Raw genomic sequence first — 23627 nt, 5'->3', positions numbered from 1 at the left:
CTCACGACGACGAGGCGGGCTTGTTGAGGACGGTGAAGCCCTGCTTCTCGAAGACCGGCTTGGCCGCGGGCCCGCGCAGATAGGTCAGGAAAGCCAGCGCGTCGGGATTGGCCGAATCCTTGGTCACGGCGACCGGATAGACGATCGGCGGGTGCGAGCCCTCGGGGAAGGTTGCGACGACCTTGACCTGCGGGTCGGCGGCGGCGTCGGTGGCGTAGACGATACCGAGCGGCGCCTCGCCGCGCGAAACAAGGAGCAGGGCGGCGCGAACATTGTCGGCCTGCGCGATCTTGTCCTTCACCTTGTCCCAGCCGCCGAGCTTCTCGAGCGCGGCCTTGCCGTATTTGCCGGCCGGCACGGAATCGACATTGCCCATGGCGAGGCGGCTCGAACCCAGCGCACCGCTCAGATCGACTCCCGGCGCCAGCTCGACCTTGAGGGTCGTATCCTTGGCGCCGACCAGGACGATCTTGTTGCCGAGCAGGCTGACGCGGGTATCCGGCTTGATCAGGTTCTTGCTCGCCGCATAGTCCATCCAGTCGAGATCGGCCGAGACGAAGAGGTCGGCCGGCGCACCGCTCTCGATCTGCTTGGCGAGCACGTTGCTCGCGGCATAGGAGATCTTCGGCGCGGGCTTGCCGGTTTCCTTGACCCAGTTGGCGGTAGCCTCGTCGAGCGCGTTCTTCATGCTCGCCGCGGCGAAGATCACGAGATCCTTCGTCTGCGCCTGGGCGGCGTTGAAGCTCGGGGCGAGGCCCATCGCAAGAGCCAGGCCCATCCCGAGCATCGTCCGGCGGTCGATCATGCTGTCCCTCGCTGCGCTTGTCGTTGTATATCGTTGGATATAGCGATGGTTGCCGTGCGCCCTCGGCCAAGTCAAGGACGGCCGGCTGCGACCGCGTGACCGACACATCACCAAAGAGAGAGAGAGAGAGAGACGATGAAGATCAGCGCGCGCAACCAGCTCAAGGGCCGAATCGTCGAGATCACCAAGGGCGCCACCACCGCCCATATCCGCATCGACATCGGCGGCGCGGTCGTCACCGCCTCGATCACCAATGCGGCCGTCGACGATCTCGGCCTCACCGTTGGCAAGGAAGCCTATGCCGTGGTGAAAGCGTCCGACGTGATGATCGCGATCGACTGATTTCGATGGTCCGCGAGAACGAGATCCGCGACAAAGAGGTCGCCGTCGCGCCGCCGCAGGCGACCGATGCCGGCCTCGCTTTCATCGGAACGATCCGCACGCCATGGACCTCGCGATTGGCCTGCCCACGTCAGGGCAGGGCGGATGGACCGATCTGCCGCATCGAACTCTTCGCGCCCTGGGATCAGGCGCTCGACGGCATCGAGCGCTTCGAGCGGCTGGAGGTGCTGTACTGGCTGCACCAGTCGCGCCGCGATCTCGTCCGCCAGAGTCCGGCCAACAACGGCGAGACCCGCGGAACGTTCGCCTTGCGCACGCCGGTCAGGCCCAATCCGATCGGCACCTCGATCGCGACGCTGGTCGCGCGCGAAGGCCCGGTCCTGCTGGCGCGCGGGCTCGACTGCCTCGACGAGACGCCGCTGCTCGACATCAAGCCGGATCGCACCCTGTTCAAGCCGATCGCCCCGCCGCAGCCGGGCGATTTCGAGACGGGGTGAAAATTCGCAATCGAACCAAGCCGTCATTCCGGGCTTGACCCGGAATCCATCCTAGAGCGTTGGCGCCCTTCGATGGATTCCGGATCGGCGCGGTTTCGCCGCTTGTCCGGAATGACGGCGCGGTTCGATGGGAACCCTCCCGCTCACCCGTGCGGGTGCTTGTGGATCGGGTCGACCCAATAGACCTCTTCCGGCTTCTCGACCGGGTCGACATCGGTGATGTTGACCACCACCGCCTCGTTGTCCGAGCGCACCAGCACGCATTGCAGCGGGTTGTCGGGATCGGCGTTGATCTCCTGGTGCGGCACGAAGGGCGGGACATAGATGAAATCGCCCGGCCCGGCCTCGGCGACGAATTCCAGCCGGTCCCCCCAGCGCATCCGGGCCTTGCCGCTCACCACATAGATCACGCTTTCGAGCGCGCCGTGATGGTGCACGCCGGTCTTGGCGTTGGGCTCGATCTCGACCGTGCCGGCCCAGATTTTCTGCGCGCCGACGCGGGCGTGGTTGATCGCCGCCTGCCGGAACATGCCCGGCGTCTGCGCGGTGTTGGGGTCCAGCTTGTCGCCGGTGATGACGCGCACGCCATCATGCTTCCAGCGCGGCTCGTCATGGGCGTGATCGTGCGGATGGTCGTGGTCGTGCGAATGATCGCTCATGGCACCCTCCTGTTGTCCGTCCGAATTCAGGCCGTCTTCGCCGGCCCGGTCGCCAGCGGCCGGTCGCTCGCACCCCATTCGGCCCAGGACCCGTCATAGAGCGCGCGTCCCGGCTTGCCGATGCTTTCCAGCGCCGTCGACAGGATCGCGGCGGTGACGCCCGAGCCGCAGCTCGTGATCAGCGGCTTGTCGAGATCGACGCCCGCCTCGGTAAAGGCGGCCGCGATCGCGGCCGGGTCCTTCAGGCTGCCATTGGCGATCAGCGCGGTCGCCGGCACGTTGCGCGCACCCGGCATATGGCCGGAGCGGACACCCGGGCGCGGCTCCGGCGCCTCGCCGCGGAAGCGGTCGGCCGGGCGGGCATCGACGACCTGCGTGCCATTGGCGAGAGCCTTGGCGACATCCTCGGCGCTGGCGACGGCGGAATGGTCGAGCCTCGCGGTGAAGCTGCGGTTGGAGCGGGCGCGCGGCGGGCCGTGCTCGATCGGCCGGCCCTCGCTCTCCCATTTCGGGAAGCCGCCTTCGAGGATCACCACATCCTTCGCGCCGAAGGTGCGGAAGGTCCAGCGCACGCGCGGCGCCGAGAACAGGCCGAGCCCGTCATAGACGACGATGCGCATGCCGTCGCCGATGCCCATGGCGCCGACCGCCGCCGCGAAAGCCTCCGGCCGGGGCAGCATATGCGGCAGGTCGGAGCCGGTATCCTTGACCGCGTCGATGTCGAAATGCACCGCGCCGGGAATGCGCCGCTCGGCGAATTCGGCATGGGGATCGCGGCCATGGGCCGGGAGATACCAGGAACCGTCGACCACGATGACGTCTGGCGCGTTCAGGCGCTCGGCGAGCCAGTCGGTCGATACGAAAACGTCTTCGCGGGCCATGTGATGTCCTTGGGGATATTCGAGGTTTGTTGGTTATTGGAACCGCGCCGTCATTCCGGGCTTGACCCGGAATCCATTGTAGAGAACATCGCCCGACAATGGATTCCGGATCGGCGCGGCTTCGCCGCTGGTCCGGAATGACGGTGTGCTTCCGTCGAAAACCGCTTCTCAGGCCAGCGCGATGCGGACGCGCCGGTTCTGCTTGCCCTTCTTCTCGATGTCGGTGACGGCGACAAGGCCGATCTCGGCGGTGTTGCGCACATGCGTGCCGCCACAGGGTTGGAGGTCGATATCGCCGATCGCGACCAGCCTGACCCGGCCGGAGCCGCGCGGCGGCTTCACCGACATCGTCTTGACCAGCCCCGGATTGGCGTCGAGCTCCGCGTCGGTGATCCAGCGCTCGGTCACGTCGGCATTGCGGGCGACGAGCACATTGAGCTTCTCCGCCAGCTCGGCCTTGTCGAGCCCGCCTTCGGGGATGTCGAAATCGAGCCGGCCGTCGCCGTCGCCGATCGAGCCGCCGGTGACGGGGTAGGGCAGCACGACGCTCAGCAGATGGAGCGCGGTGTGGATGCGCATGCGCTTGAAGCGCCGCTCCCAGTCGAGAATCGCGGTCACAGCCTCGCCGGGCGCGGGCGCCGGCTGCCCTTCGAGGGGAACATGGAGGACGCGGCTCTTGTCCTCGGGGTCGTAGATCGTCGTGCCGATCGCGATCAGGTTGCCGTCGGCCCGGCGCAGATGCCCGGCATCGCCGGGCTGGCCGCCGCCGGTCGCGTAGAAGATCGTCCGATCGAGGACGATACCGCCGCGCTCGTTGACGGCTTCCACGGTCGCCGGCGTCTCCTTCAGATAGGCATCCTGGCGGAACAGCAGTTCGGTCGGCATGATCTCGTCGTCTCGCTCGCGGTGCTCGCGGCACCTTCGGCCCGCAGACTGCACCGATTGCCGGGCGGGTGCCACCTCATTGGCGGGATAACGGGGATGACGCAGCCTGCGAGGCTTACCGCCCCTCGATTCAATGCCTAGATGGCGGTCTCGACCAATCCGGAGCCGCCATGGCCTTGCCCCGCATGAAACCGACGGACGGCGTCGCCTGGATCACCGGCGCCAGCTCCGGCATCGGCGCGGCCGTCGCGCTGGAACTGGCGCGGCGCGGCTGGACGGTCGCGATCACCGCCCGCCGGACCGACGCGCTCGAGGCCGTCGCACGCGAGGCCGAAAGCCTGCCCGGCCGGATCGTCGCCCATGCCGGCGACGTCACCGATGAACAGGCGATGCGGGACATCGTCGAAGCCGTCGAGACCGTGCACGGGCCGATCGCGCTCGCTTTCCTCAACGCCGGCGTCGCCCCCGGCCCTACGGGCGGCCCGTTCGAGCCCGCAAACGTCGAAGCGGCGATGGCGGTCAACCTGTTCGGTGTCGCCAAGGGCCTGGCGGCGGCGTTAGCCCCCATGACGCAGCGCGGTCGCGGGCAGATCGCCGTCAACGCCTCGCTCGTCGGTTATCGCGGCCTCGTCGGCGCGGCCGCCTATGGCGCCTCCAAGGCGGCGGCGATCCATCTCTGCGAGGCCCTGTATCTGGACTGCCGCCGCGCGGGGATTCGGCTTCAGCTCGTCAATCCGGGCTTCGTCGACACGCCGATGACCCGGCGCAACCGCTTCGCCATGCCCTTTCTGATGAGCGTCGAGGAGAGCGCGCGGCGAATCGTCGACGGCTTCGAGCGCGGCGGCTTCGAGATCACCTTTCCACGCCGTCTCGCCTGGATACTGAAGGCGGCCCGGCTGTTGCCCTATCCGGTCTATTTCGCGCTGCTCTCCAGAGTCGTCGACCGGCAGCGTTGAACCGACGTCAACGGCCGCGGATCGTGGCGAAAGCGTCGAGCGCGCGCTGGCGCCCGAGGGCGAGGTCGATGAGCGGGGCAGGGTAGGTCTCGCCGATCCGGATGCCCGCTGCGCGCAGGGTCTCCTCCGAGGCTTTCCACGGCGCGTGGATCTCTGTGTCGGGAAGCCCGGCCAGCTCGGGCACCCAGCGCCGGACATAGGCGCCTTTCGGATCATGGGCCTGCCCCTGCGTGACGGGGTTGAAGATCCGGAAATAGGGCGCGGCATCGGCCCCGGACCCCGCCACCCATTGCCAGCTCGCGGCATTGTTGGCCGGATCGGCATCGACCAGCGTGTCCCAGAACCAGGCTTCGCCCTCCCGCCAGTCCTGCAGGAGATGCTTGATGAGGAACGAGGCCACGACCATCCGCACGCGGTTGTGCATCCAGCCCGTGGCCCAGAGCTCGCGCATCCCGGCATCGACGAGCGGAATGCCGGTCCGGCCACGCTGCCAGCGGCGCAAAGCCTGCTGGTCCGCCTTCCACGGAAAGGCATCGAAGCGCGCATCGTAATTCCGCGTCGCCAGTTCGGGATTGTGGAAAAGCAGGTGATAGGAGAATTCGCGCCAGCCGAGCTCGGACAGGAATTTCTCGGCATCCGCCGCCGAGCCAACCGCCTCGCCATTGTCACGCGCCGTTCCGAGCGCATGCCAGATCTGGCGGGGGCCGATCTCGCCGAAGCGCAGATGCGGCGAGAGCCGCGATGTCGAGTCGCGGTCGGGGCGGTCGCGTCCTTCCGCATAGCCAGCAAGCGAATCGCCCAGGCAATCCTCCAACCGCTCCCGCGCGCCGTCCTCGCCCGGTGTCCAGGCGTCGCGCAGGCCGCCGGCCCAGTCCGGCCGCGTCGGTTCGAGAGCGAGCTCTTCCAGGGCAAGCGCGCGTTTCCCGAACGAATCGGGCAGCAGGAAGGAACGGATTCGGGAGGGCGCGGGCAAAGGCGCTGCCGGCTCGCCGCGCTCGCGCGCCGCGCGCCAATAGGGCGTGAAGACCTTCATCGGCTGGCCGGTGCGCGTCGTCACCTGCCACGGCTCGTTCAGCAGGCTGGCGTTGAAGCTGCGGACCTCGATTCCCGCGCTGGAAAGCCTTTCCTTGAGTCGCGTATCGAGCGCGATCGATCCCGCCTCATAGCGGCGGTTCCAGGTAACGCGCTCGATTCCGGCCGCCTCGGTGAGGGCCGGCAGCAGCGTCGTCGGGGCGCCGCGCAGGATGTCCAGCCGGCCGCCCTTGCGGGCCAATGCGGCGGAAAGCGCCGCGAGCGAGCGCGACAGCCACCAGCGCGCCGCGCCGCCGAGAGGGCGCCGCGCGCCGTCTTCATCGAGAATATAGAGGCACAGGACGGCGTCCGATTCCGCTGCGCAGGTGAGGGCGGGGTTATCGGCGAGCCGCAGATCGTCCCGGAACCAGTGCAGGCTGCGCTGCGTCATCGGACCTCGCCAGAGCTTCTCGGGGGACGGACGGTGGCCTGCCGAACGGCGCGGCAGCCATCGCAATCGCCCCGGACGCTATACGCGGGAGCCAAACGATCGGTTTTCAAGAAGATTATTTGGAGGCCTCGCCCGGAATCGAACCGGGGTGCAAGGATTTGCAGTCCTCTGCGTAACCACTCCGCCACGAGGCCTTCCGGCGAAAACGGCCCTGCCGCATCCGCGAGAGCGGCTATAACCACAAGCCGGGACGCACCGCAACCCGGCATCGCATCTTTCACCTGTCCGACATGAAGATGTGTTTTGCGGTCGCAAAGGGGGTTGCGCTGTCGGGATCACGCCGCTATTACCCCGGCCACCGTTCCCGGATAGCTCAGCGGTAGAGCAATCGACTGTTAATCGATTGGTCGCAGGTTCGAATCCTGCTCCGGGAGCCAGCGAATTCAAGGGCTTGAGCGAAAGATCGCTCAGGCCCTTTTTCGTTCCCGGGCAGGGCAGGTCGTGCCGGACCTGCCCCCCGGCCCGCACAGGCTCAAAGCTTACGAGCCGAAGGCCGCATTCTTCGGGAAATTCCGCCGCCGGTCGCTCGATCCGGCAGGCGCATGCGACGCTCGCGGGATGCGAGCGCGCTTGCCTTTTGCGCCGCACTCGAACAGAAAGCTGCCATGAGCGGCGGTGCCGCGCCGGCTTCGGGCAAGAGGTCTGAGGCTACGGCCGGACCGCGTCGCGGACGGAGAGTTCAGGGCATGGAAGGTTTCACCGGGCTTCGCCGCAACATGGTGGATTGCCAGTTGCGGACCTATGACGTCACGGACCGGGCCGTGCTGGCCGCTGCGGACGAGGTCCCCCGGGAGGCTTTCGTCCCCGAGAGCCTGGCTCATCTCGCCTATCTCGACCAGGCCATCGGGCTGCCGGGCACGGGCCGGGCCCTGATGACGCCGATGGTGATCGCACGCATGATCCAGACGCTGGATATCGAGCCGGGCGAGGATGTCCTCGAATATGGCGGCGGCACGGGCTATGGCGCCGCGCTGATCGACCGGATGGGGGCGAAGGCGACGTTGTGGGAGCCCGATGGCGAAGCCCGCGCCCTGGCTGCCACCGCACTCGCGGCCGCCGGCAGCGGCGCCTCCGTTGCCGACAAGGAGCCCGCGGCGGGATCGTTCGACGCCATTCTCGTCAGCGGCTCCTGCGAGCTCGAACCGCGGAATCTCTTTTCGCTCCTGCGTCCCGAAGGTCGCTTGATCGTGGTGGAGGGGCAGGGGCGCGCCGCCCGCGTGAAACTCTACCAGAAATCGGCAGATGTTGTTGCCGGGCGTACCGTTTTCGACGCGGCAGCGCCGGAACTGGCGGAGTTCCGGCGTCCGCCGGCCTTCGTTTTTTGATTTTAAGGTGTCGCATTTTTACGGCACCTGTTCACGGAAACCAGTCCGGCGCGGCCATTGCATTGGCTCGAAGCGCCGGTAAGGGTATGAAATGACAACTTATGCCGAGGCTGGGGCGATGCCTGGGCGCGACTTTAGTGCGCACGAGAGGCGTCCAGTGGAACGACGAAGCGATAAGAAGAGTTTCGGATTCGGCGTCAGCGCCGTTCTGGCTTTGGTGCTTGCAGGCGGCTGGAGTGCCGCCGCGCAAGCCCAAACCATGGACGCGGCCTTGGCCCGCGCCTATGCGGGCAATCCGACCTTGAACTCCCAGCGCGCCTCGGTGCGCGCAACAGACGAGAACGTCCCGCAGGCGCGCGCCGGCTATCGGCCCCGAATCACGGCCTCCGCCGATATCGGCGCCAGCGTCCTCGATTCGTCGGTTCCCGCCGGGGCGGCCTCGTCCGCCTTCCATAACAACCTCACGACCCGGCTCAATCCACGCGGCGCCGGCGTGCAGATCACCCAGAACATCTTCGACTCGGGCAAGACCCGCAATTCGATCAGCCAGTCCGAATCGCAGGTCCTCGGGGCGCGCGAAACCCTGCGCAACACCGAGCAGAACGTGCTGCTCGATGCCGCGACCTCCTATATGAACGTGCTGCGCGACACGGCGATCCTCAATCTCAACCGCAACAACGTCGAGGTTCTGGAGGAGCAGCTGCGCCAGACGCGCGACCGATTTCAGGTCGGCGAAGTGACCCGCACCGACGTGGCGCAGGCGGAAGCCCGCCTGTCCTCGGCGCAGTCCCAGGCGATTCTCGCTGAATCGAACCTGAAGACCTCGGTGGCGCGCTACCGGCAGAATGTCGGCACCGAGCCGCGCTCGCTCGCCCCCGGCCGCCCGGTCGAGAACCTTCTGCCGAAATCGCTGCCCGTGGCGGTGAACCAGGCGCTCGCGGGCCATCCGGCGATCATCGCGGCGCTCCATGGCGTCGACGCGGCCGAGCTCCAGGTCAAGGTGACGCAGGCCGATCTCGGGCCGACCATCGGCCTGACCGGCTCGGTCCAGCAGCGTTACGACAACCAGTATTTCGGCGATAACCGCACCTCGGCCAGCATCGTCGGCTCCCTGACGATCCCGATCTACGAGGGCGGCCTGGTCTATTCCCGCACCCGCCAGGCCAAGGAGACGGCCGGGCAGCGTCGCATCGACGTCGACACGCAGCGCGACACGGTGCGCGCCGCGGTCATCTCCGCCTGGGGCGGGCTCGAAGCCGCCAAGGCGCAGATCATCGCGGCTCAGGCCCAGGTCGAGGCTTCCTCGACGGCGCTCGCCGGCGTGCGTGAGGAGGCCAAGGTCGGCCAGCGCACCACGCTCGATGTCCTCAACGCGCAGCAGGAACTGGTCAGCGCCCGGTCGAACCTGGTGTCGGCCCAGCGCGACCGTGTAGTCGCCTCCTATTCCGTGCTCTCGGCGGTCGGCAAGCTTTCGGCCCAGACCCTGAAGCTGAAGACGGCCAACTACGACTCGCGGCAGCATTACGACCAGGTCAAGGACCTCTGGTGGGGCACCCAGACCCCGGACGGGCGCTGAGCCCCGGCACAGTTCCGCGCAAGGCCGCCCCGGGCAGGGGCGGCACATTCGGGCAACAGCGCTGTTTTCTCCTGTGGGATAAGGCTTTGCCGCCTTGTCTGCCCGGAGTCTCATGGAATACTCCGCTTTGGAGCGGCGTTGATTCCATCGGCGCGCGCGCTGTCCAACGGTCCAGACTGTCATGAACGCGCAAGCCAAGCCCAATGAACCGTCGATGGAGGAGATTCTCGCCTCCATCCGCCGGATCATTTCCGACGACGAAGCCAAGCCCGCCGAAGCCGAGGTTGAGGCTCCGGCCCCCGAGCCGGTGCCGGCTTCGATCGACGACGACGTGCTGGATCTCGGCACGGAGGCCGCGTTCGTCGCGCCTCCCGCCGTCGAGCCGCCACCTGCGCCCACCGCCCCGGCTGAAGCCGAGGCTGATGTCGATTTTCGCGAGACCGAGGAGTCCGAGCCGCCGGCTCCGGTCGCGACCGTGGCCCCCGTCGAACCGACGCCGGCCCCTGTTGCCGCGCCCCAGCCGGAACCGGCGCCGCGGCCCGTCGACATGGCGAGCCTCCTGTCGGATCAGGCGAGTTCCGCCGTCACCAGCGCGTTCGGGCAGCTTGCCAACACCGTGCTCAGCAGTAATGCGCGGACGCTCGAGGATCTCGTCAAGGACATGCTCAAGCCCATGCTGAAGACCTGGCTCGACGACAACCTGCCGTTGATGGTCGAGCGTCTGGTCCGGGCCGAGATCGAGCGTGTCGCGCGCGGCGGGCGCAGTTAGTCAGCTTTATTCGGTGCTGCGAGCGCGTCTCGCGGCCGGACGTGATGCCCGCAAGCCGTCGAAGGCCCCTGCCTCGTCGAGGCGCTTGAGCGCGAAACCTGCCATCGCGAGCGCGGCCGTCGGTGCGCCGAGACGCGAAACCAGCATCGTCAGGCCGATCGCGAACGGGCGCGGGTAGCGGCCGGATGCGGCTTCCACGGTGATCCAGGCGCCCAGGGCGTGAACCAGTAATCTCATCTGCCTGTCCTCACAATCTGACCTTGCGGTTGCGCGGTGCCGCCGAGCGCGCGACAGCAATGCCCGGCGCGGCGGGCGGGCTCTTCCCGTGCTGATCTTGTGGGTGCAACCGTCCGGCGCGACGGAGGTTCCGTGCCATCGCGGCGATGCGGGGCGGGAACAACCGATCGTCTGAGGCGTAGGAGGGGCGCGAGCCGCGCAACCCGGCGCAGGCCCCGCTTCCTTCCTCAGGGGATCTCACCCATGGCCAAGTCCGGCAAAAATCCCGCAACCAAGACAGCGCCTGCCACCAGGGCAGTGGCGAAGACATCGGCTCCCGCGAAAATCGTCAAGTCGAGCAGAATCGAGCTGGCATCGAATACCAAGGCGAAGGTCGTGGGGCTGCTCAATGAGCGCCTTGCCGACGGCATCGATCTGGCGCTGGTGACCAAGCAGGCGCATTGGAATCTGAAGGGGCCGGGCTTCATCGGCGTCCATCTGATGCTCGACGGCTTCCGTGCCGATCTCGACGAGCATGTCGACACCGTGGCCGAGCGCATCGCCCAGCTCGGCGGCATTGCGCTCGGAACCGTGCAGACGACGGCCGATGCGACGTCGCTCAAGCCCTATCCGACGGATATCGTCCCGGTTCAGGACCATCTCAAAGCGCTGATCGAGCGTTACGCGGATGCCGGCAACAAGGTGCGCGAGGCGATCGATGCCTGCGACGAGGCCGGCGATGCCGATTCCGCCGACATCCTCACCGCCTATTCCCGCATGCTCGACAAGTCGCTCTGGTTCCTGCAGTCGAACCTCGCCTAAGGTCCATGCTGGCCTTGCAGGGTGCGGCGCATCATCGAAAACGTTGACGCGCGGCCCGTGCATGGGCTCTTAAGGGCCGAGACCTTTTGGCCCGTGATTTTTCCGGCCGGGGCAGGTTCCCCGGCCTTTCTGCGTTCGAGCGATGCGATGATGGACAAGACTTTCGAGCCGGCAGCCGTCGAGGCCCGGATCAGCAAGGCCTGGGACGAGGCCGGAGCCTTCAAGGCGGGCAGGGGAGCTCAGCCTGGCGCGGAGCCCTATTGCATCGTGATCCCGCCGCCGAACGTGACCGGCTCGCTGCATATGGGCCACGCGCTCAACAACACGCTGCAGGACGTGCTCTGCCGCTTCGAGCGCTTACGCGGCAAGGACGTGCTCTGGCAGCCCGGCACCGACCATGCCGGCATCGCGACCCAGATGGTCGTCGAGCGCAAGCTCGCTGCCGAGAACAAGACCGACCGCCGCACGATGGGCCGCGAGGCCTTCCTCGCCGAGGTCTGGAAGTGGAAGGAGGAGTCGGGCGGCACGATCGTCAACCAGCTCCGCCGCCTCGGCGCCTCCTGCGACTGGTCGCGCGAGCGCTTCACCATGGATGAGGGTCTGTCGGCCGCCGTCCTCAAGGTCTTCGTCAGCCTGCACAAGCAGGGGCTGATCTACCGCGCCAAGCGCCTCGTGAACTGGGACCCCAAGTTCCAGACCGCGATCTCCGACATCGAGGTCCTGCAGATCGAGAAGAACGGCTCGTTCAAATGGGAGCGCGGCGGCGAGGAGGCCTTCGACCCGGCCAAGCTCGACAAGGTGCTGAATCGCGACCCGAACGGCCACCTCTACTATTTCAACTACCCGCTCGAAGGTGCGACCTACGACGCGGACGACGCCTCGACCTTCATCACCGTCGCGACGACGCGCCCGGAGACGATGCTGGGCGACACCGGCATCGCCGTGCATCCGGACAACGAGACGATCGGCCATCTGATCGGCCGCAAGGCGGTGCTGCCGCTGGTCGGCCGCATCATCCCGATCGTGCCCGACGATTACGCCGACCCGGAGAAGGGCACCGGCGCGGTCAAGATCACACCGGCGCATGACTTCAACGATTTCGAGGTCGGCAAGCGCCACCAGCTCGACGTCGTCAACATCCTCGACGGCGAGGCGCGCATCCTGCTCGCCGGCAACGAGGATTTCCTGGCCGGCGCCAAGCCGGACGACGAGACGCTGGCGCTCGACGGGCTCGACCGCTTCGTCGCCCGCCGCCGCGTTGTCGCGATGATGGCCGAGCGCGGCTTCCTGGCGAAGGTCGAGCCGCACGGCCATACGGTTCCCCATGGCGACCGGTCGGATGTCGTGATCGAGCCCTGGCTCACCGACCAGTGGTATGTCGACGTCAAGCCGCTGGCGGAGCGCTCGATCAAGGCGGTCCAGGACGGCCGCACCAAATTCACGCCCGAGAACTGGACCAAGGTCTTCTACGACTGGCTGGAGAACATCGAGCCCTGGTGCGTCTCGCGCCAGCTCTGGTGGGGCCACCAGATCCCGGCCTGGTACGGGCCGGATGGCGAGGTCTTCGTCGCCGAGTCGGAGGCCGAGGCGCAGACGCTCGCCATGGCGCATTACGGCGACACCGTCGCGCTGACGCGCGACGAGGACGTGCTCGATACCTGGTTTTCCTCGGCGCTCTGGCCGTTCTCGACGCTGGGCTGGCCCGAGCAGACCGCCGAGCTGAAGCATTATTACCCGACGGCGACGCTCGTCACCGCCTTCGACATCATCTTCTTCTGGGTCGCCCGGATGATGATGATGGGCCTCAACGTCATGGACGAGGTGCCGTTCAAGGACGTCTATATCCACGCCATCGTTCGCGACGAGAAGGGCGCGAAGATGTCGAAGTCGAAGGGCAACGTCATCGATCCGCTGGTGCTCGTCGACCAGTACGGCGCCGATGCGCTGCGCTTCACCCTGGCCGCGATGGCGGCGCAGGGGCGCGACATCAAGCTCAGCACGCAGCGCGTCGAGGGCTATCGCAACTTCGCGACCAAGATCTGGAACGCGGCGCGCTTCGCCGAGATCAATGGCTGCGCGCGGGCGGACGGCTTCGACCCCGCCGCCGTCAAGCAGCCGCTCAACCGCTGGATCCTGAGCGAGGCGGCGCAGGCCGCCGAGGAGATCGCGGCGGGCATCCCGAGCTTCCGGTTCAACGAGGCGGCGGGCGCAGCCTATCGCTTCGTCTGGAACCAGTTCTGCGACTGGTATCTCGAGCTTGCCAAGCCGGTGCTGCAGGGCGAGGGCGTCGATGCCGCCGCACGTGCCGAGACGCAGGCGACGGTTGCCTATGTCATCGACCTGATCTGCCAGCTCCTGCATCCCTTCATGCCCTTCCTGACGGAAGAGCTCTGGGCCCAGAAGACCGGGGCCGGCGCGCCGCGCAAGCTCGCCGCCGGCGATGACGCGCTGGTCTGCCTCACGCGCTGGCCGGATCTCTCCGGTCTCAAGGACGCGGCGGCCGAAGCCGAGATCGGTTTCGTTGTCGACCTGATCTCGGACATCCGCTCGGTCCGCTCCGAGGTGAACGTGCCGGCCGGCACGCAGGCGCCGCTCGTCCTCGTCAACGCCTCGGCCGCGACGCGCGCGACCATCGAGAGCTGGCGGCCAATGATCGAGCGGCTCGCCCGCGTCTCCGACATCGCTTTCGAAACGGCGGCTCCGGCGCAGTCGGCCCAGATCATCGTGCGCGGCGAGGTCGCGGCGCTGCCGCTGGCCGGCCTGATCGATCTCGAAGCCGAGCGCTCCCGCCTGACCAAGGAACTGGCCAAGCTCGACCAGGACATCGCGGTGGTCGAGAAGAAGCTCGGCAACCCCGATTTCATGGCGCGCGCGCCCGACGAGATCGTCGAGGAGAATCGCGAGCGCAGGGCCGCGGCGGAAGCGCGCAAGACGAAGATCGCGGAGGCGCTGGCGCGGTTGGCCTGATCCGCCACCGCATTCCGGCCACCGCTGCGTCTTCAAATTGACGTTACCGTAAGAGAGGACTCGCCTTCTCCTTGGACATCGCTTAGATGCGCATGGCGCAACTCCGCCATGCGCGATATGGCGGCAATTCGGATCGGCTGATCAGGACCCATGCTGAAGCGGGCTTATGACTGGTGTGTTTCCTACGCCTCGCACCCGGCCGCTCCCTGGCTGCTCTTTGCGCTGACCTTCGTCGAGAGTTCGATCAGCCCGCTGCCGCCGCTGCCGCTGCTCCTGCCGATGTGCATCGCCAGGCCGGATCGTGCCTGGTTCTACGCCGGAATCTGCTCGCTCGGCGCCGTGCTCGGCGGCTATCTCGGCTACGCCATCGGCGCGCTGCTCTATGAATCGGTCGGGGCCTGGCTGATCGGGATCTACGGGCTGCAGGACAAGGCCGCGCATCTCATCGCCACCTCGCAGGATTACTGGTTCTGGGTGCTCGTCACCAAGGGCCTGACGCCGATCCCCTTCAAGATCGTCACGATCATGTCGGGCTTCCTGCATTTCGACCTGTGGAAGTTCACAGTCGGCATGGTCGTCTCCCGCGTCACCTTCTTCCTGATGATCGCGGTGGCCCTGCGCTTCTATGGCGACGACATCCGCATCTTCATCGAGAAGCACCTGCCGCTGGCGGCGTTGACGCTACTCGTGGTTGTGGTCGGCGGCTTCTTCGTCCTGCCGATGGTGCTCTGAGGCGCGTCGCTCCGCCGCCGCCTCGGCCTTTTCGTGTCATCGCTGCAACACTGTGGCGGGAACGCTTCCGGGGCGTCGCCAGCGTCCGCGCTCGCCGCGAAGCCGCCACAAAGAGCGCCCAGCACAAGGGCACGTTAAGTCTTTGAGATATAGACAAATTGAAACTTCGTGGCGCCGTGGATCGCAATATCCCGGCCGAAATCGGGGTTTCGAGGCCGGCGTTGCGATCGGCCTGATCGGCGTGGCATTTTCCGGCCGGGCTGGTCTGGGAGGACAGGGCGAGTGGCGATGGACGGGCGTGTGTATGACAAGTCGAGGCTGCCGAGCCGCCATGTGAGCGTCGGCCCGGCCAAGGCCCCGCACCGCTCCTATTATTACGCGATGGGCATGACCGCGAAGCAGATCGCGCAGCCCTTCGTCGGCGTCGCCTCCTGCTGGAACGAGGCCGCCCCCTGCAACATCTCGCTGATGCGCCAGGCCCAGGCGGTCAAGAAGGGCGTCGCTTCCGCCAGCGGCACGCCGCGCGAGTTCTGCACCATCACCGTCACCGACGGCATCGCCATGGGCCACCAGGGCATGAAGTCGTCGCTGGCCTCGCGCGAGGTCATCGCCGATTCGGTCGAGCTCACCATGCGCGGCCATTGCTATGATGCGCTGGTCGGCCTCGCCGGCTGCGACAAGTCGCTGCCCGGCATGATGATGGCGATGGTCCGCCTCAACGTCCCCTCGATCTTCATCTATGGCGGCTCGATCCTGCCCGGCACCTTCAAGGGCCGTCCCGTGACCGTCCAGGACGTCTTCGAGGCCGTCGGCAAGCATTCGGTGGGCGCGATGTCCGATGAGGACCTGAAAGAGCTCGAGGAGGCTGCATGCCCCTCGGCCGGCTCTTGCGGCGCCCAGTTCACCGCCAACACCATGGCGACGGTCGCCGAGGCGATCGGCCTGGCGCTGCCCTATAGCTGCGGCGCGCCGGCGCCCTACGATGTCCGCGACACCTTCTGCTACACCGCCGGCGAGATGGTGATGGAGCTGATCGCGCGGAACATCCGCCCGCGCGACATCGTCACCCGCAAGGCACTCGAGAATGCCGCGATGGTCGTCGCCGCCACCGGCGGCTCGACCAATGGCGCGCTGCACCTGCCGGCGATCGCCCATGAATGCGGCATCGATTTTGACCTGTTCGAGGTCGCCGAGATCTTCAAGAAGACGCCCTATATCGCCGATTTGAAGCCGGGCGGAAAATACGTCGCCAAGGACATGTTCGAGGTCGGCGGCATTCCGCTGGTGATGAAGAGCCTGCTCGATGCCGGCTATCTTCACGGCGACTGCCTGACCGTGACCGGCCGCACCATCGCCGAGAACATGGCCTCGGTGAAATGGAACGACCAGCAGGACGTCGTCTACCGCGCCGACAAGCCGATCACGGTGACCGGCGGCGTCGTCGGCCTGCGGGGCAATCTCGCGCCCGAGGGCGCCATCGTGAAGATCGCCGGCATGCCCGAGGACCAGCTCGTCTTCACCGGCCCGGCGCGCTGCTTCGACCGTGAGGAGGATGCCTTCGAGGCGGTCAGGAACCGGACCTATAATGTCGGCGACGTCCTCGTCATCCGCTACGAGGGTCCCAAGGGCGGTCCCGGCATGCGCGAGATGCTGTCAACCACCGCGGCCCTCTACGGCCAGGGCATGGGCGACAAGGTCGCGCTCATTACCGACGGCCGATTCTCGGGCGCGACCCGCGGTTTCTGCGTCGGCCATGTCGGGCCTGAAGCCGCCGTCGGCGGCCCGATCGGCCTGATCCGCGACGGCGACATCATCGAACTCGACGCCATCACAGGAAAGCTCGCAGTCCGCCTTTCTGATGCCGAACTTGAGGAGCGTCGTAAGGACTGGAAACCGCGGAAGACCGACTACAATTCCGGCGCGCTGTGGAAATACGCGCAGACGGTCGGCTCCGCCAAAGGCGGCGCCGTCACCCACCCAGGAGGGGCGGCCGAAACCCATTGCTATGCGGATATCTGACGTCACCATAGCTTGCATGTTGCTGATGCTCGGCGGCCCCCAGGCCGCCCGGGCACAGGACTATGCCAATGGGCAGCCCATGCTGCCGCCGAGGCCGATTCCCGGAATCGCTCTCCCGGAACCCGATTCCTCGCGCCCGACCTCGCCCGACACGGCCACGATCGCGCCGGCTCCGAACACGCCGATGGCGCATTCAGCGCTGCCGCTCGTCCCCTTCAACAGCGCGCGCGACGCGCTGCGCGCCTGGATGCGCGATTCCTCCGCCGGGGATCAGGTCGGTGCCGTCCGCGCACTCGAATACGCCGCCTCGCAGGGGCATCTCACCGCGCAGTACAAGCTCGGCCGGATGTATGCCGGCGGCGAAGGCGTCCCGACCAACGATCTCAAGGCCTTCGAATATTTCTCGAAGATCGCGGATGAAAATGCCGACGCCATTCCCGGCACGGCGGACGGCCGCATGGTCGGCAGCGCCTTCGTGGCGCTCGGCAGCTATTTCATCGACGGGATCAAGGGCAGCTATGTGAAGCCCAATCCCGACCGCGCCTTCGACATGTTCAACTACGCCGCTTCCTATTTCGGCGACCCGGACGGCCAGTACAATCTGGCGCGGCTCTATATGAAGGGGCAGGGCACCGCCCGCGATCCGCGTCAGGCGGCGCGCTGGATGAAGCTCGCTGCCGAGAAGGGCCATGCGCCAGCCCGCGCCGCCTTCGGCGAGATGCTGCTGCGTGGCGGCGAGGGCGTGCCGCGCCAGCCCGTGCTCGGCCTGATGTGGCTCGCGCTGGCCCGCGAGAGCGCCGATCCGGCGCGCGAGGCCTGGATCCTCGAGCGCAACGATGCCGCCTTCGCGTCGGCGTCGCCGGCAGACCGTACGGCCGCCCTTGCTTTGGTGGAGCGCCAGCAGGTCGCAACCGGCGCCAGCCCGAGCCGCGGCGCCGGCCGGCCTTAGTTCAACTCGATCATCACCGGCACATGGTCCGACGGCTTCTCCCAGCCGCGGACATGCTTGGCGATCTTCACCCCGGCGAGCCTGTCGGCCGCCTGCGGCGACAGCAGCAGATGGTCGATGCGGATGCCGTTGTTCCGCTGCCAGGCGCCGGCCTGATAATCCCAGAAGGTGTAGAGCCCGCCGGCCTCGGTGGTGCTGCGCAAGGCTTCGGTCAGGCCCAGATTGAGAAGCTCCCGGAAGGCGGCCCGTGTCGGGGGCAGGAACAGCGCATCGCTGACCCAGGCCGCGGGGTCGCGTGCGTCACGGGGCTCGGGGATGACATTGTAATCGCCGGCCAGCACCAGCGGCTCCTCGTGCTCCAGCAGCATTTCGGCATGCGCCGTGAGCCGCTTCATCCAGCCGAGCTTGTAGGGATATTTCTCGGTGTTCGGCGGGTTGCCGTTGGGCAGGTAGATCGAGGCCAGCCGCACCACGCCGTTGCCTAGCGGCAGCACGCCTTCGAGATAGCGCGCCTGCTCGTCGCCCTCGTCGCCGGGCAGGCCGCGGCGCACATCCTCGAGCTTGCTGCGGCTGAGGATCGCGACGCCATTGAAGGTCTTCTGACCATGCGTCTCGACCTGCCAGCCGGCCGCCTCGATCTCGGCCCGCGGGAAATCGGCATCGAGGCATTTGATCTCCTGCAGGCAGAGCGCGTCCGGCTCGGCCTCCTTCAGGAAATCGAGCAGATGGCCGAGCCGCTGGCGGACCGAGTTCACGTTCCAGGTGGCGATGCGCACGAGATGCTCCGGTATCAGGCAGGCCGCAGATAAGCGGAATCGCAATCGCGATGGCAAGCCGCTTTCCACCGCAAACAAAAACTCCCCGCATCGCTGCGGGGAGCCATTGATTCCCGGTCGGGCTGTCGGGCCCTGTCAGGGGCAGGCGCGGACGACACCGCCCGAGGCGATATAGGTTCCGGTCTCGGGATTGTAGGACCGGAAGCGGCGCGAGCAGTAGGCGACCGCGTCGGTATCCTCGACGCTGTAGCCATAGGCACGCGGAACGGGCGGAGCATAGACCACCGGCGGCGCGACATAGACCGGGGCCGGCTCGTAATAGACCGGCGGGGGCGGGGCCGCCAGCGCACCGGCCGCCAGAGCACCGCCAATGACACCGGCGGCGATGCCGGCGCCGATGGCCGGGCCGCGGCGGTAACCACCATAATAGCGGGGGCCGTAATAGCCATAGCGGCGCCATTGCACGGTCTGGAGCAGGCCGGCATCCGCCTTGGCCGAGGCGACCGCAGCAGAGGCCGGCGCCAGCGGCGCCGCGGTGGCGGGAGCAGCGAGAGCGGCGCAGCCGGCGAGGGCGGCGGCGACGGCAAACGTCCTGATCATGGCGAAACTCCTTTACTGTCCCGTGCGAGTGGAACTTCGCATGTCCCCCCGATTGGGCGTGATTGTAGCGATTTATCGAGCCGGCGGAAAGACTAGTCCGCAATCCCGGCGTAAATGCGCCGTCACAACATTGTGGCTGTTGAGGCTCGGAGCCTCATCCGGCGTCTTGCGTCGACGGGTTTTCCTCGCCATCTAGCGCTTCGCTTCACAGAAACCTCCTCATGCATTCGAAGGATCAGGACCCTACCATGGCCCAGACCGGCAGCTCGCCCTCCCGTTCCGCCCCGCCTGGCGCGATGAAGCCTCTGCCGGCGCTGATCTTCAGCTCCCGCTGGCTGCAGCTGCCGCTCTATATCGGCCTCATCGTGGCCCAGTGCGTCTACGTCTTCCTGTTCCTCAAGGAGCTCTGGCACCTCGTCACCCACGCCTTCGACTTCAGCGAGCAGCAGATCATGCTGGTCGTGCTGGGACTGATCGACGTGGTGATGATCTCGAACCTGCTGATCATGGTGATCGTCGGCGGCTACGAGACCTTCGTCTCGCGGCTGCGGCTGGAAGGCCATCCGGACCAGCCGGAATGGCTGAGCCACGTCAATGCCAGCATCCTCAAGATCAAGCTCGCCATGGCGATCATCGGCATCTCGTCGATCCACCTGCTCAGGACCTTCATCGAGGCCGGCAATATCGGCGGGCTCGGCCGGACGACGAACTACACCGAATCCGGCGTCCTGCTGCAGACGCTGATCCATGTCGTCTTCATCCTGTCCGCCGTCGGCATCGCCTGGGTCGACCGGATGACGGCCCATCCCAGCAAGGGGCACTGAGGCGGCACGCAAGACCGCAAAAGAAAACCGCCCGGCTGCTTCCAGCCGGGCGGTTCGCATGCGTCGGATGCTACTGTCCGCGCCCGCTGCGCGCGGCGAAGCGGATCGCTTCCTCGGCCGCCCGGAACAGGGCCTTGGCCTTGTTGATGCACTCCTCCTGCTCGGAGGCCGGGTTCGAATCGTAGACGATGCCGGCGCCGGCCTGGACATGCATCCTGCCGTCCTTCACCACGGCGGTCCGCAGCACGATGCAGGTGTCCATCTCGCCATTGGCGCCGAAATAGCCGATGCAGCCGGCATAGGCGCCGCGTGCATCGCGCTCCAGCTCGTCGATGATCTCCATCGCCCGCACCTTCGGCGCGCCCGAGACGGTGCCGGCCGGGAAGCCGGCGATCAGGGCGGCCAGCGAATCGTGCTTCGGGTCGATCTTGCCCTCGACGTTCGAGACGATGTGCATGACCTGGCTGTAGCGCTCGATGAAGAAGGAATCGGTGACCTTGACCGTTCCGATCTCCGCGACGCGCCCGACATCGTTGCGGCCGAGATCGAGCAGCATCAGGTGCTCGGCGCGCTCCTTCGGATCGGCCAGCAGCTCCGCGGCGAGGGCGTCGTCCTCGGCAGGCGTCGCGCCGCGCCGGCGCGTGCCGGCGATGGGGCGGATCGTGACCGTGTCGTCGCGCCGCCGGACCAGGATCTCGGGGCTCGAGCAGACGATCTGGAAGCCGCCGAAATCGAGGTAGCAGAGGAACGGCGCCGGGTTGACGCGGCGCAGCGCCCGGTAGAGCGCGAAAGGCGGCAGCGCGAAGGGGGCCTCGAAGCGCTGCGACAGCACGACCTGGAAGATGTCGCCGGCGCGGATGTACTCCTTCGCCTTCGCCACCATGTCGAGATACTCGGCTTCGCTGGTGTTCGAGGTCGTGACCGGCTCGGGCAGATTGGCGATGTCGATGTCGGCCTCGGCGGGCAGGGCGCCTTCAAGGACACGGACGACGCCGTCGAGCCGCTCCTGGGCGCTCTCATAGGCGTGCCGCGCCGCGATGCCGGGCTGGTGACGCACCGGCGTGACGATGTGGATCTCGTCGCGCACGGCGTCGAACACGACCATCAGCGTCGGCCGGCTCAGGATCGCGTCGGGAACGCCGGTGCCGGTCTCCTTCGGCTCGGGCAGGCGCTCCATCAACCGCACCATGTCGTAGCCGAGATAGCCGAAGACGCCGGCCGCCATCGGCGGCAGCCCCTCCGCCTCGGGGATCGCGCTTTCGGCCAGCAGCGAACGCAAGCTCTCGAAGGCCGGGCGCGGATCGTCGAGGAAGGCGTCGCCGAGCGCCGGCCGGCACATCGCGGCCTGCCCCTGATGGCAGCGCCAGATCAGGTCCGGCTCCAGCCCGATCATCGAGTACCGACCGCGAACGGCGCCGCCCTCCACCGATTCCAGCAGGAAGGCCGGCCCGGAGGTGGCGTGCCGCAGCTTCAGGAAGGCGGCGACCGGCGTCTCGCAATCGCCGACCAGGACTTGCCGCAGGAGCTGCGGTGCGCCCGTTTCGTAGATCTGCGCGAAGCGCTCGAATTCGTCGAGGTGCTGCATCGTCAATTCTGCACCCCGCCGGTGGCGTTGCGGAACGCCGCGTCGTTGATGCTCACGCCGAGCTTGGCCTGGCGCTCGGCGACATATTGCAGCAGGAGCCCCTCGCTCAGATTGGCGGAGAGCAGGCGGACGAAGTTGTCCGCCTCCTGCGTCGTGCGGACGTAAGGCGGCACCGTCGCCGAATCGACCTTGAACAGGATGCGGCCGCCATCGGCGCCGGCCGCCGAATTGGCCTTGCCGGCGACCGTGCCGAACACCTGGGTGACGACGTTGGCCGGCAGATCCGTGCGCTGTTCCTGTCGCCCGATGCCGGCGGCCGTCTCCATCGTCAATCCGCTCGACGCCGCGACCGTCGCGAAGGCCTCGCCCTTGTCGAGCCTCTGGACGAGCTCGCGCGCCTTGGCCGAGAGCTTGTTCGCTGTCTCGTCGGCGCGCCACTGCGTCGCGACCTCGCCCTTGACCTCGTCGAAGGAGCGGTCGCGGGACGGGTCGATCTTTGCGATGTCGAACCAGACATAGCCGGCGTTCTGGGGCAGGCGGATCGCCTCGTTGTCGACGCCGATATCGGAGGCGAAGATCGCGCGCAGCGTCGCATCGCCGCCGGGCAGGGCGGCTTCCTGGGCGCCGTCGGGCTTGGTCATGCCCTGGCTCATCGGGCCGACGACGCGCAGCTCGAGGTTGAACTGCTTGGCGATCTCAGCCAGCGGCTTCGCCGAGGCGCGCTCATCCTCGATCTTGTCATGCAGCTCGGTGATCCGGCTCGAGGCGCGGCCCGCCGCGATCTCCTTCTTCACCTCCTCGGCGACCTCCTCATAGGGGCGCACATGCTGGCTATCGACCTTGGTGACGCGCAGCAGCACGGTCCCGAAGGCGCTCTGCACGGGCGCGCTGACGGCGCCTTCCTCCAGCGCGAAGGCGGCCTCGCGCACGGCGGGGTCGAAGATCTGCTCGCGGGTGAAGGTGCCGAGCGTGAGGTCCTTGAAGGCGACGTTCCGCTCGGTCGCGATCTCGTCGAAGGTCTCGCCACCGTCGATCTTGGCTTTGGCGGCCTGTGCCTCCTCGGCATTGGGGAAGGGGATCTGCTCGACGGTGCGCGTCTCAGCCGTGGTGAAGCGCTGCGCCTTGGCCGCCTCGTAGCGTGCCTTCGCCTCGTCATCGGTGACCTTGGCCGGGTCGGCGACGGCCTCGGCGGTGATCGCGAGCACGGAGGCGGTTCGGTATTCCGGGGCGCGGAAAGCAATCTTGCGCTCGTTGTAGAAGGCCTTGAGCTGGTCCTCGGTCGGAGCGGCGATCTCGCCGGCGGCGCTCGCCGGCATGCGGGCGAAGGTAACGGTGCGCTTCTCGTTGCGCAGCCGGTTGCCGATCTCCTGCAGGGCGACCGGAACGGTGAAGCCGCCGCTGATCATCTCGGCGATCTGCTGGCGCAGGATGGTAGCGCGCTGGAGCGCGACATAGCTCTGCTCGCTATAGCCGTTCGAACGCAGCAATTCGTTGAAGCGCGCCGCCGAGAACTGGCCGGACGCGTCGCGGAAGACCGGGTCGTCGAAGATCAGGTTGCGGATCGTGTCGTCGGAGACGGCGAGATGCAGGTTCTTGGCCGTCTGGTCGAGCGTCGCCTCGCTGACCAGCCGCGAGAGCACCTGCCGGTCGAGGCCGAGCGCGCGCGCCGTCTCCGGCGAGATCTGGCGGCGCTGCTGGCGGATCAGGTTCTGGAGGTCGTTCTGATAGGCGGTGCGCATCTGCTCGATGCTGATCTCGGTCTTGCCGACCCGCGCGACCTCGTTGCGGCCATAGCCACGGAAGATGTCGCCCACGCCCCAGATCGCGAAGGCGAGGATCAGGACGCCGAACAGGACGCTGATGACGAGCTTGCCGAGCAAACCCTGACTCGCCTTGCGGATGCCCTGCATCATCATGGAA

At 67.2% G+C, this 23627-nt stretch carries 22 protein-coding genes and 2 tRNA genes; 13 read left to right on the top strand and 11 right to left on the bottom strand.

Annotation, left to right across the window (positions count from 1 at the left end; all coding sequences use genetic code 11):
• Position 1: 1 nt before the first annotated feature.
• Entirely contained in the window at positions 2–787 is a 786-nt protein-coding gene (modA, locus tag GY40_RS22840; protein WP_248311284.1) for a molybdate ABC transporter substrate-binding protein, read from the bottom strand.
• A 153-nt stretch (positions 788–940) separates the two neighbouring features.
• Here modA and GY40_RS22835 point away from each other — a divergent pair, with 153 nt between their 5' ends.
• Both GY40_RS22835 and tsaA read left to right on the top strand, forming a co-directional pair.
• Positions 941–1147 (top strand): TOBE domain-containing protein, encoded by a 207-nt coding sequence (locus tag GY40_RS22835; RefSeq protein WP_038367435.1) that lies wholly within the window; start codon positions 941–943, stop codon positions 1145–1147.
• Positions 1148–1152: 5 nt separating this feature from the next.
• Positions 1153–1644, top strand: a complete 492-nt coding sequence (tsaA, locus tag GY40_RS22830; protein ID WP_038367432.1) for a tRNA (N6-threonylcarbamoyladenosine(37)-N6)-methyltransferase TrmO — start codon at positions 1153–1155, stop codon at positions 1642–1644.
• 143 nt (positions 1645–1787) lie between these two features.
• Here tsaA and GY40_RS22825 read toward each other — a convergent pair whose 3' ends face one another.
• From GY40_RS22825 to GY40_RS22815, 3 genes are all read right to left on the bottom strand, one after another.
• Positions 1788–2303 (bottom strand): cupin domain-containing protein, encoded by a 516-nt coding sequence (locus GY40_RS22825; RefSeq protein ID WP_038367430.1) that lies wholly within the window; start codon positions 2301–2303, stop codon positions 1788–1790.
• Between the two features lie 26 nt (positions 2304–2329).
• Positions 2330–3184, bottom strand: coding sequence for a 3-mercaptopyruvate sulfurtransferase (sseA, locus tag GY40_RS22820; RefSeq protein WP_038367427.1), 855 nt, complete (start codon positions 3182–3184; stop codon positions 2330–2332).
• Positions 3185–3352: 168 nt separating this feature from the next.
• Complete coding sequence (locus GY40_RS22815; protein WP_038367425.1) at positions 3353–4069, bottom strand: alanyl-tRNA editing protein; 717 nt, start codon at positions 4067–4069, stop codon at positions 3353–3355.
• A gap of 170 nt (positions 4070–4239) precedes the next feature.
• On the opposite strand from GY40_RS22815, the gene GY40_RS22810 reads away from it, so the two are divergent.
• Positions 4240–5025, top strand: coding sequence for an SDR family NAD(P)-dependent oxidoreductase (locus GY40_RS22810; RefSeq protein ID WP_038367423.1), 786 nt, complete (start codon positions 4240–4242; stop codon positions 5023–5025).
• A 7-nt stretch (positions 5026–5032) separates the two neighbouring features.
• On the opposite strand, the gene GY40_RS22805 is transcribed toward GY40_RS22810, so the two are convergent.
• Both GY40_RS22805 and GY40_RS22800 read right to left on the bottom strand, forming a co-directional pair.
• Positions 5033–6487 (bottom strand): cryptochrome/photolyase family protein, encoded by a 1455-nt coding sequence (locus tag GY40_RS22805; protein WP_038367421.1) that lies wholly within the window; start codon positions 6485–6487, stop codon positions 5033–5035.
• A gap of 120 nt (positions 6488–6607) precedes the next feature.
• Positions 6608–6681: transfer RNA gene (locus GY40_RS22800), tRNA-Cys, on the bottom strand.
• 168 nt (positions 6682–6849) lie between these two features.
• Between GY40_RS22800 and GY40_RS22795 the strand changes: the two genes are divergently transcribed.
• From GY40_RS22795 to GY40_RS22780, 4 genes are all read left to right on the top strand, one after another.
• Positions 6850–6924 (top strand) — tRNA-Asn (locus GY40_RS22795).
• A 309-nt stretch (positions 6925–7233) separates the two neighbouring features.
• Positions 7234–7872, top strand: a complete 639-nt coding sequence (locus GY40_RS22790; RefSeq protein ID WP_038367419.1) for a protein-L-isoaspartate O-methyltransferase family protein — start codon at positions 7234–7236, stop codon at positions 7870–7872.
• A 259-nt stretch (positions 7873–8131) separates the two neighbouring features.
• A complete protein-coding gene (locus GY40_RS22785; protein WP_248311264.1) occupies positions 8132–9448 on the top strand; it encodes a TolC family outer membrane protein in 1317 nt (438 codons plus the stop codon).
• Positions 9449–9629: 181 nt separating this feature from the next.
• Positions 9630–10217: a PopZ family protein gene (locus GY40_RS22780; protein WP_038367417.1), complete on the top strand. Its 588-nt coding sequence runs from the start codon at positions 9630–9632 to the stop codon at positions 10215–10217.
• Between the two features lie 6 nt (positions 10218–10223).
• Here GY40_RS22780 and GY40_RS22775 read toward each other — a convergent pair whose 3' ends face one another.
• Positions 10224–10454 (bottom strand): hypothetical protein, encoded by a 231-nt coding sequence (locus GY40_RS22775; RefSeq protein WP_133564231.1) that lies wholly within the window; start codon positions 10452–10454, stop codon positions 10224–10226.
• Between the two features lie 297 nt (positions 10455–10751).
• Here GY40_RS22775 and dps point away from each other — a divergent pair, with 297 nt between their 5' ends.
• The 5 genes from dps (at position 10752) to GY40_RS22750 (ending at position 17922) form a co-directional block, all read left to right on the top strand.
• Positions 10752–11255 carry a DNA starvation/stationary phase protection protein Dps gene (gene dps, locus GY40_RS22770; RefSeq protein WP_349236420.1) on the top strand — a complete coding sequence of 168 codons (504 nt, stop codon included), beginning with the start codon at positions 10752–10754 and terminating at the stop codon, positions 11253–11255.
• A gap of 147 nt (positions 11256–11402) precedes the next feature.
• Positions 11403–14222: a valine--tRNA ligase gene (locus GY40_RS22765; protein ID WP_038368654.1), complete on the top strand. Its 2820-nt coding sequence runs from the start codon at positions 11403–11405 to the stop codon at positions 14220–14222.
• A gap of 150 nt (positions 14223–14372) precedes the next feature.
• Positions 14373–14954, top strand: a complete 582-nt coding sequence (locus tag GY40_RS22760) for a YqaA family protein (RefSeq protein WP_038367413.1) — start codon at positions 14373–14375, stop codon at positions 14952–14954.
• A gap of 288 nt (positions 14955–15242) precedes the next feature.
• Positions 15243–16973 carry a dihydroxy-acid dehydratase gene (gene ilvD / locus GY40_RS22755; RefSeq protein WP_038367412.1) on the top strand — a complete coding sequence of 577 codons (1731 nt, stop codon included), beginning with the start codon at positions 15243–15245 and terminating at the stop codon, positions 16971–16973.
• Positions 16974–16989: 16 nt separating this feature from the next.
• Complete coding sequence (locus GY40_RS22750; RefSeq protein WP_051988434.1) at positions 16990–17922, top strand: tetratricopeptide repeat protein; 933 nt, start codon at positions 16990–16992, stop codon at positions 17920–17922.
• Here GY40_RS22750 and xth read toward each other — a convergent pair.
• On the bottom strand, positions 17919–18698 hold the full coding sequence (xth, locus tag GY40_RS22745) for an exodeoxyribonuclease III (protein ID WP_038367409.1): 780 nt from the start codon (positions 18696–18698) through the stop codon (positions 17919–17921). The genes GY40_RS22750 and xth overlap by 4 nt on opposite strands.
• Before the next feature lie 135 nt (positions 18699–18833).
• A complete protein-coding gene (locus GY40_RS22740) occupies positions 18834–19298 on the bottom strand; it encodes a BA14K family protein (protein WP_038367408.1) in 465 nt (154 codons plus the stop codon).
• Between the two features lie 248 nt (positions 19299–19546).
• Here GY40_RS22740 and GY40_RS22735 point away from each other — a divergent pair, with 248 nt between their 5' ends.
• On the top strand, positions 19547–20122 hold the full coding sequence (locus GY40_RS22735; RefSeq protein WP_038367406.1) for a TIGR00645 family protein: 576 nt from the start codon (positions 19547–19549) through the stop codon (positions 20120–20122).
• 70 nt (positions 20123–20192) lie between these two features.
• On the opposite strand, the gene trpE is transcribed toward GY40_RS22735, so the two are convergent.
• A complete protein-coding gene (gene trpE / locus GY40_RS22730) occupies positions 20193–21707 on the bottom strand; it encodes an anthranilate synthase component I (protein ID WP_038367403.1) in 1515 nt (504 codons plus the stop codon).
• 2 nt (positions 21708–21709) lie between these two features.
• Positions 21710–23623 (bottom strand): peptidylprolyl isomerase, encoded by a 1914-nt coding sequence (locus GY40_RS22725; RefSeq protein WP_248311263.1) that lies wholly within the window; start codon positions 23621–23623, stop codon positions 21710–21712.
• Between the last annotated feature and the right edge of the window lie 4 nt (positions 23624–23627).

The organism is Allobosea sp. UNC402CLCol (assembly GCF_000745475.1).
Lineage (GTDB): Bacteria > Pseudomonadota > Alphaproteobacteria > Rhizobiales > Beijerinckiaceae > Allobosea > Allobosea spartocytisi.
The sequence above is the reverse complement of the archived record's forward strand: the minus strand, read 5'-3'. Positions and strand labels throughout refer to the sequence as shown.

What these genes read in the sequence shown, in the direction of transcription:
- modA (WP_248311284.1), bottom strand. Translation starts at nt 787, where the DNA reads ATGCTCGGGATGGGCCTGGCTCTTGCGATGGGCCTCGCCCCGAGCTTC.
- GY40_RS22835 (WP_038367435.1), top strand. Translation starts at nt 941, where the DNA reads ATGAAGATCAGCGCGCGCAACCAGCTCAAGGGCCGAATCGTCGAGATC.
- tsaA (WP_038367432.1), top strand. Translation starts at nt 1,153, where the DNA reads ATGGTCCGCGAGAACGAGATCCGCGACAAAGAGGTCGCCGTCGCGCCG.
- GY40_RS22825 (WP_038367430.1), bottom strand. Translation starts at nt 2,303, where the DNA reads ATGAGCGATCATTCGCACGACCACGACCATCCGCACGATCACGCCCAT.
- sseA (WP_038367427.1), bottom strand. Translation starts at nt 3,184, where the DNA reads ATGGCCCGCGAAGACGTTTTCGTATCGACCGACTGGCTCGCCGAGCGC.
- GY40_RS22815 (WP_038367425.1), bottom strand. Translation starts at nt 4,069, where the DNA reads ATGCCGACCGAACTGCTGTTCCGCCAGGATGCCTATCTGAAGGAGACG.
- GY40_RS22810 (WP_038367423.1), top strand. Translation starts at nt 4,240, where the DNA reads ATGGCCTTGCCCCGCATGAAACCGACGGACGGCGTCGCCTGGATCACC.
- GY40_RS22805 (WP_038367421.1), bottom strand. Translation starts at nt 6,487, where the DNA reads ATGACGCAGCGCAGCCTGCACTGGTTCCGGGACGATCTGCGGCTCGCC.
- GY40_RS22790 (WP_038367419.1), top strand. Translation starts at nt 7,234, where the DNA reads ATGGAAGGTTTCACCGGGCTTCGCCGCAACATGGTGGATTGCCAGTTG.
- GY40_RS22785 (WP_248311264.1), top strand. Translation starts at nt 8,132, where the DNA reads ATGGACGCGGCCTTGGCCCGCGCCTATGCGGGCAATCCGACCTTGAAC.
- GY40_RS22780 (WP_038367417.1), top strand. Translation starts at nt 9,630, where the DNA reads ATGAACGCGCAAGCCAAGCCCAATGAACCGTCGATGGAGGAGATTCTC.
- GY40_RS22775 (WP_133564231.1), bottom strand. Translation starts at nt 10,454, where the DNA reads ATGAGATTACTGGTTCACGCCCTGGGCGCCTGGATCACCGTGGAAGCC.
- GY40_RS22765 (WP_038368654.1), top strand. Translation starts at nt 11,403, where the DNA reads ATGATGGACAAGACTTTCGAGCCGGCAGCCGTCGAGGCCCGGATCAGC.
- GY40_RS22760 (WP_038367413.1), top strand. Translation starts at nt 14,373, where the DNA reads ATGCTGAAGCGGGCTTATGACTGGTGTGTTTCCTACGCCTCGCACCCG.
- ilvD (WP_038367412.1), top strand. Translation starts at nt 15,243, where the DNA reads ATGGACGGGCGTGTGTATGACAAGTCGAGGCTGCCGAGCCGCCATGTG.
- GY40_RS22750 (WP_051988434.1), top strand. Translation starts at nt 16,990, where the DNA reads ATGTTGCTGATGCTCGGCGGCCCCCAGGCCGCCCGGGCACAGGACTAT.
- GY40_RS22740 (WP_038367408.1), bottom strand. Translation starts at nt 19,298, where the DNA reads ATGATCAGGACGTTTGCCGTCGCCGCCGCCCTCGCCGGCTGCGCCGCT.
- GY40_RS22735 (WP_038367406.1), top strand. Translation starts at nt 19,547, where the DNA reads ATGGCCCAGACCGGCAGCTCGCCCTCCCGTTCCGCCCCGCCTGGCGCG.
- trpE (WP_038367403.1), bottom strand. Translation starts at nt 21,707, where the DNA reads ATGCAGCACCTCGACGAATTCGAGCGCTTCGCGCAGATCTACGAAACG.
- GY40_RS22725 (WP_248311263.1), bottom strand. Translation starts at nt 23,623, where the DNA reads ATGATGATGCAGGGCATCCGCAAGGCGAGTCAGGGTTTGCTCGGCAAG.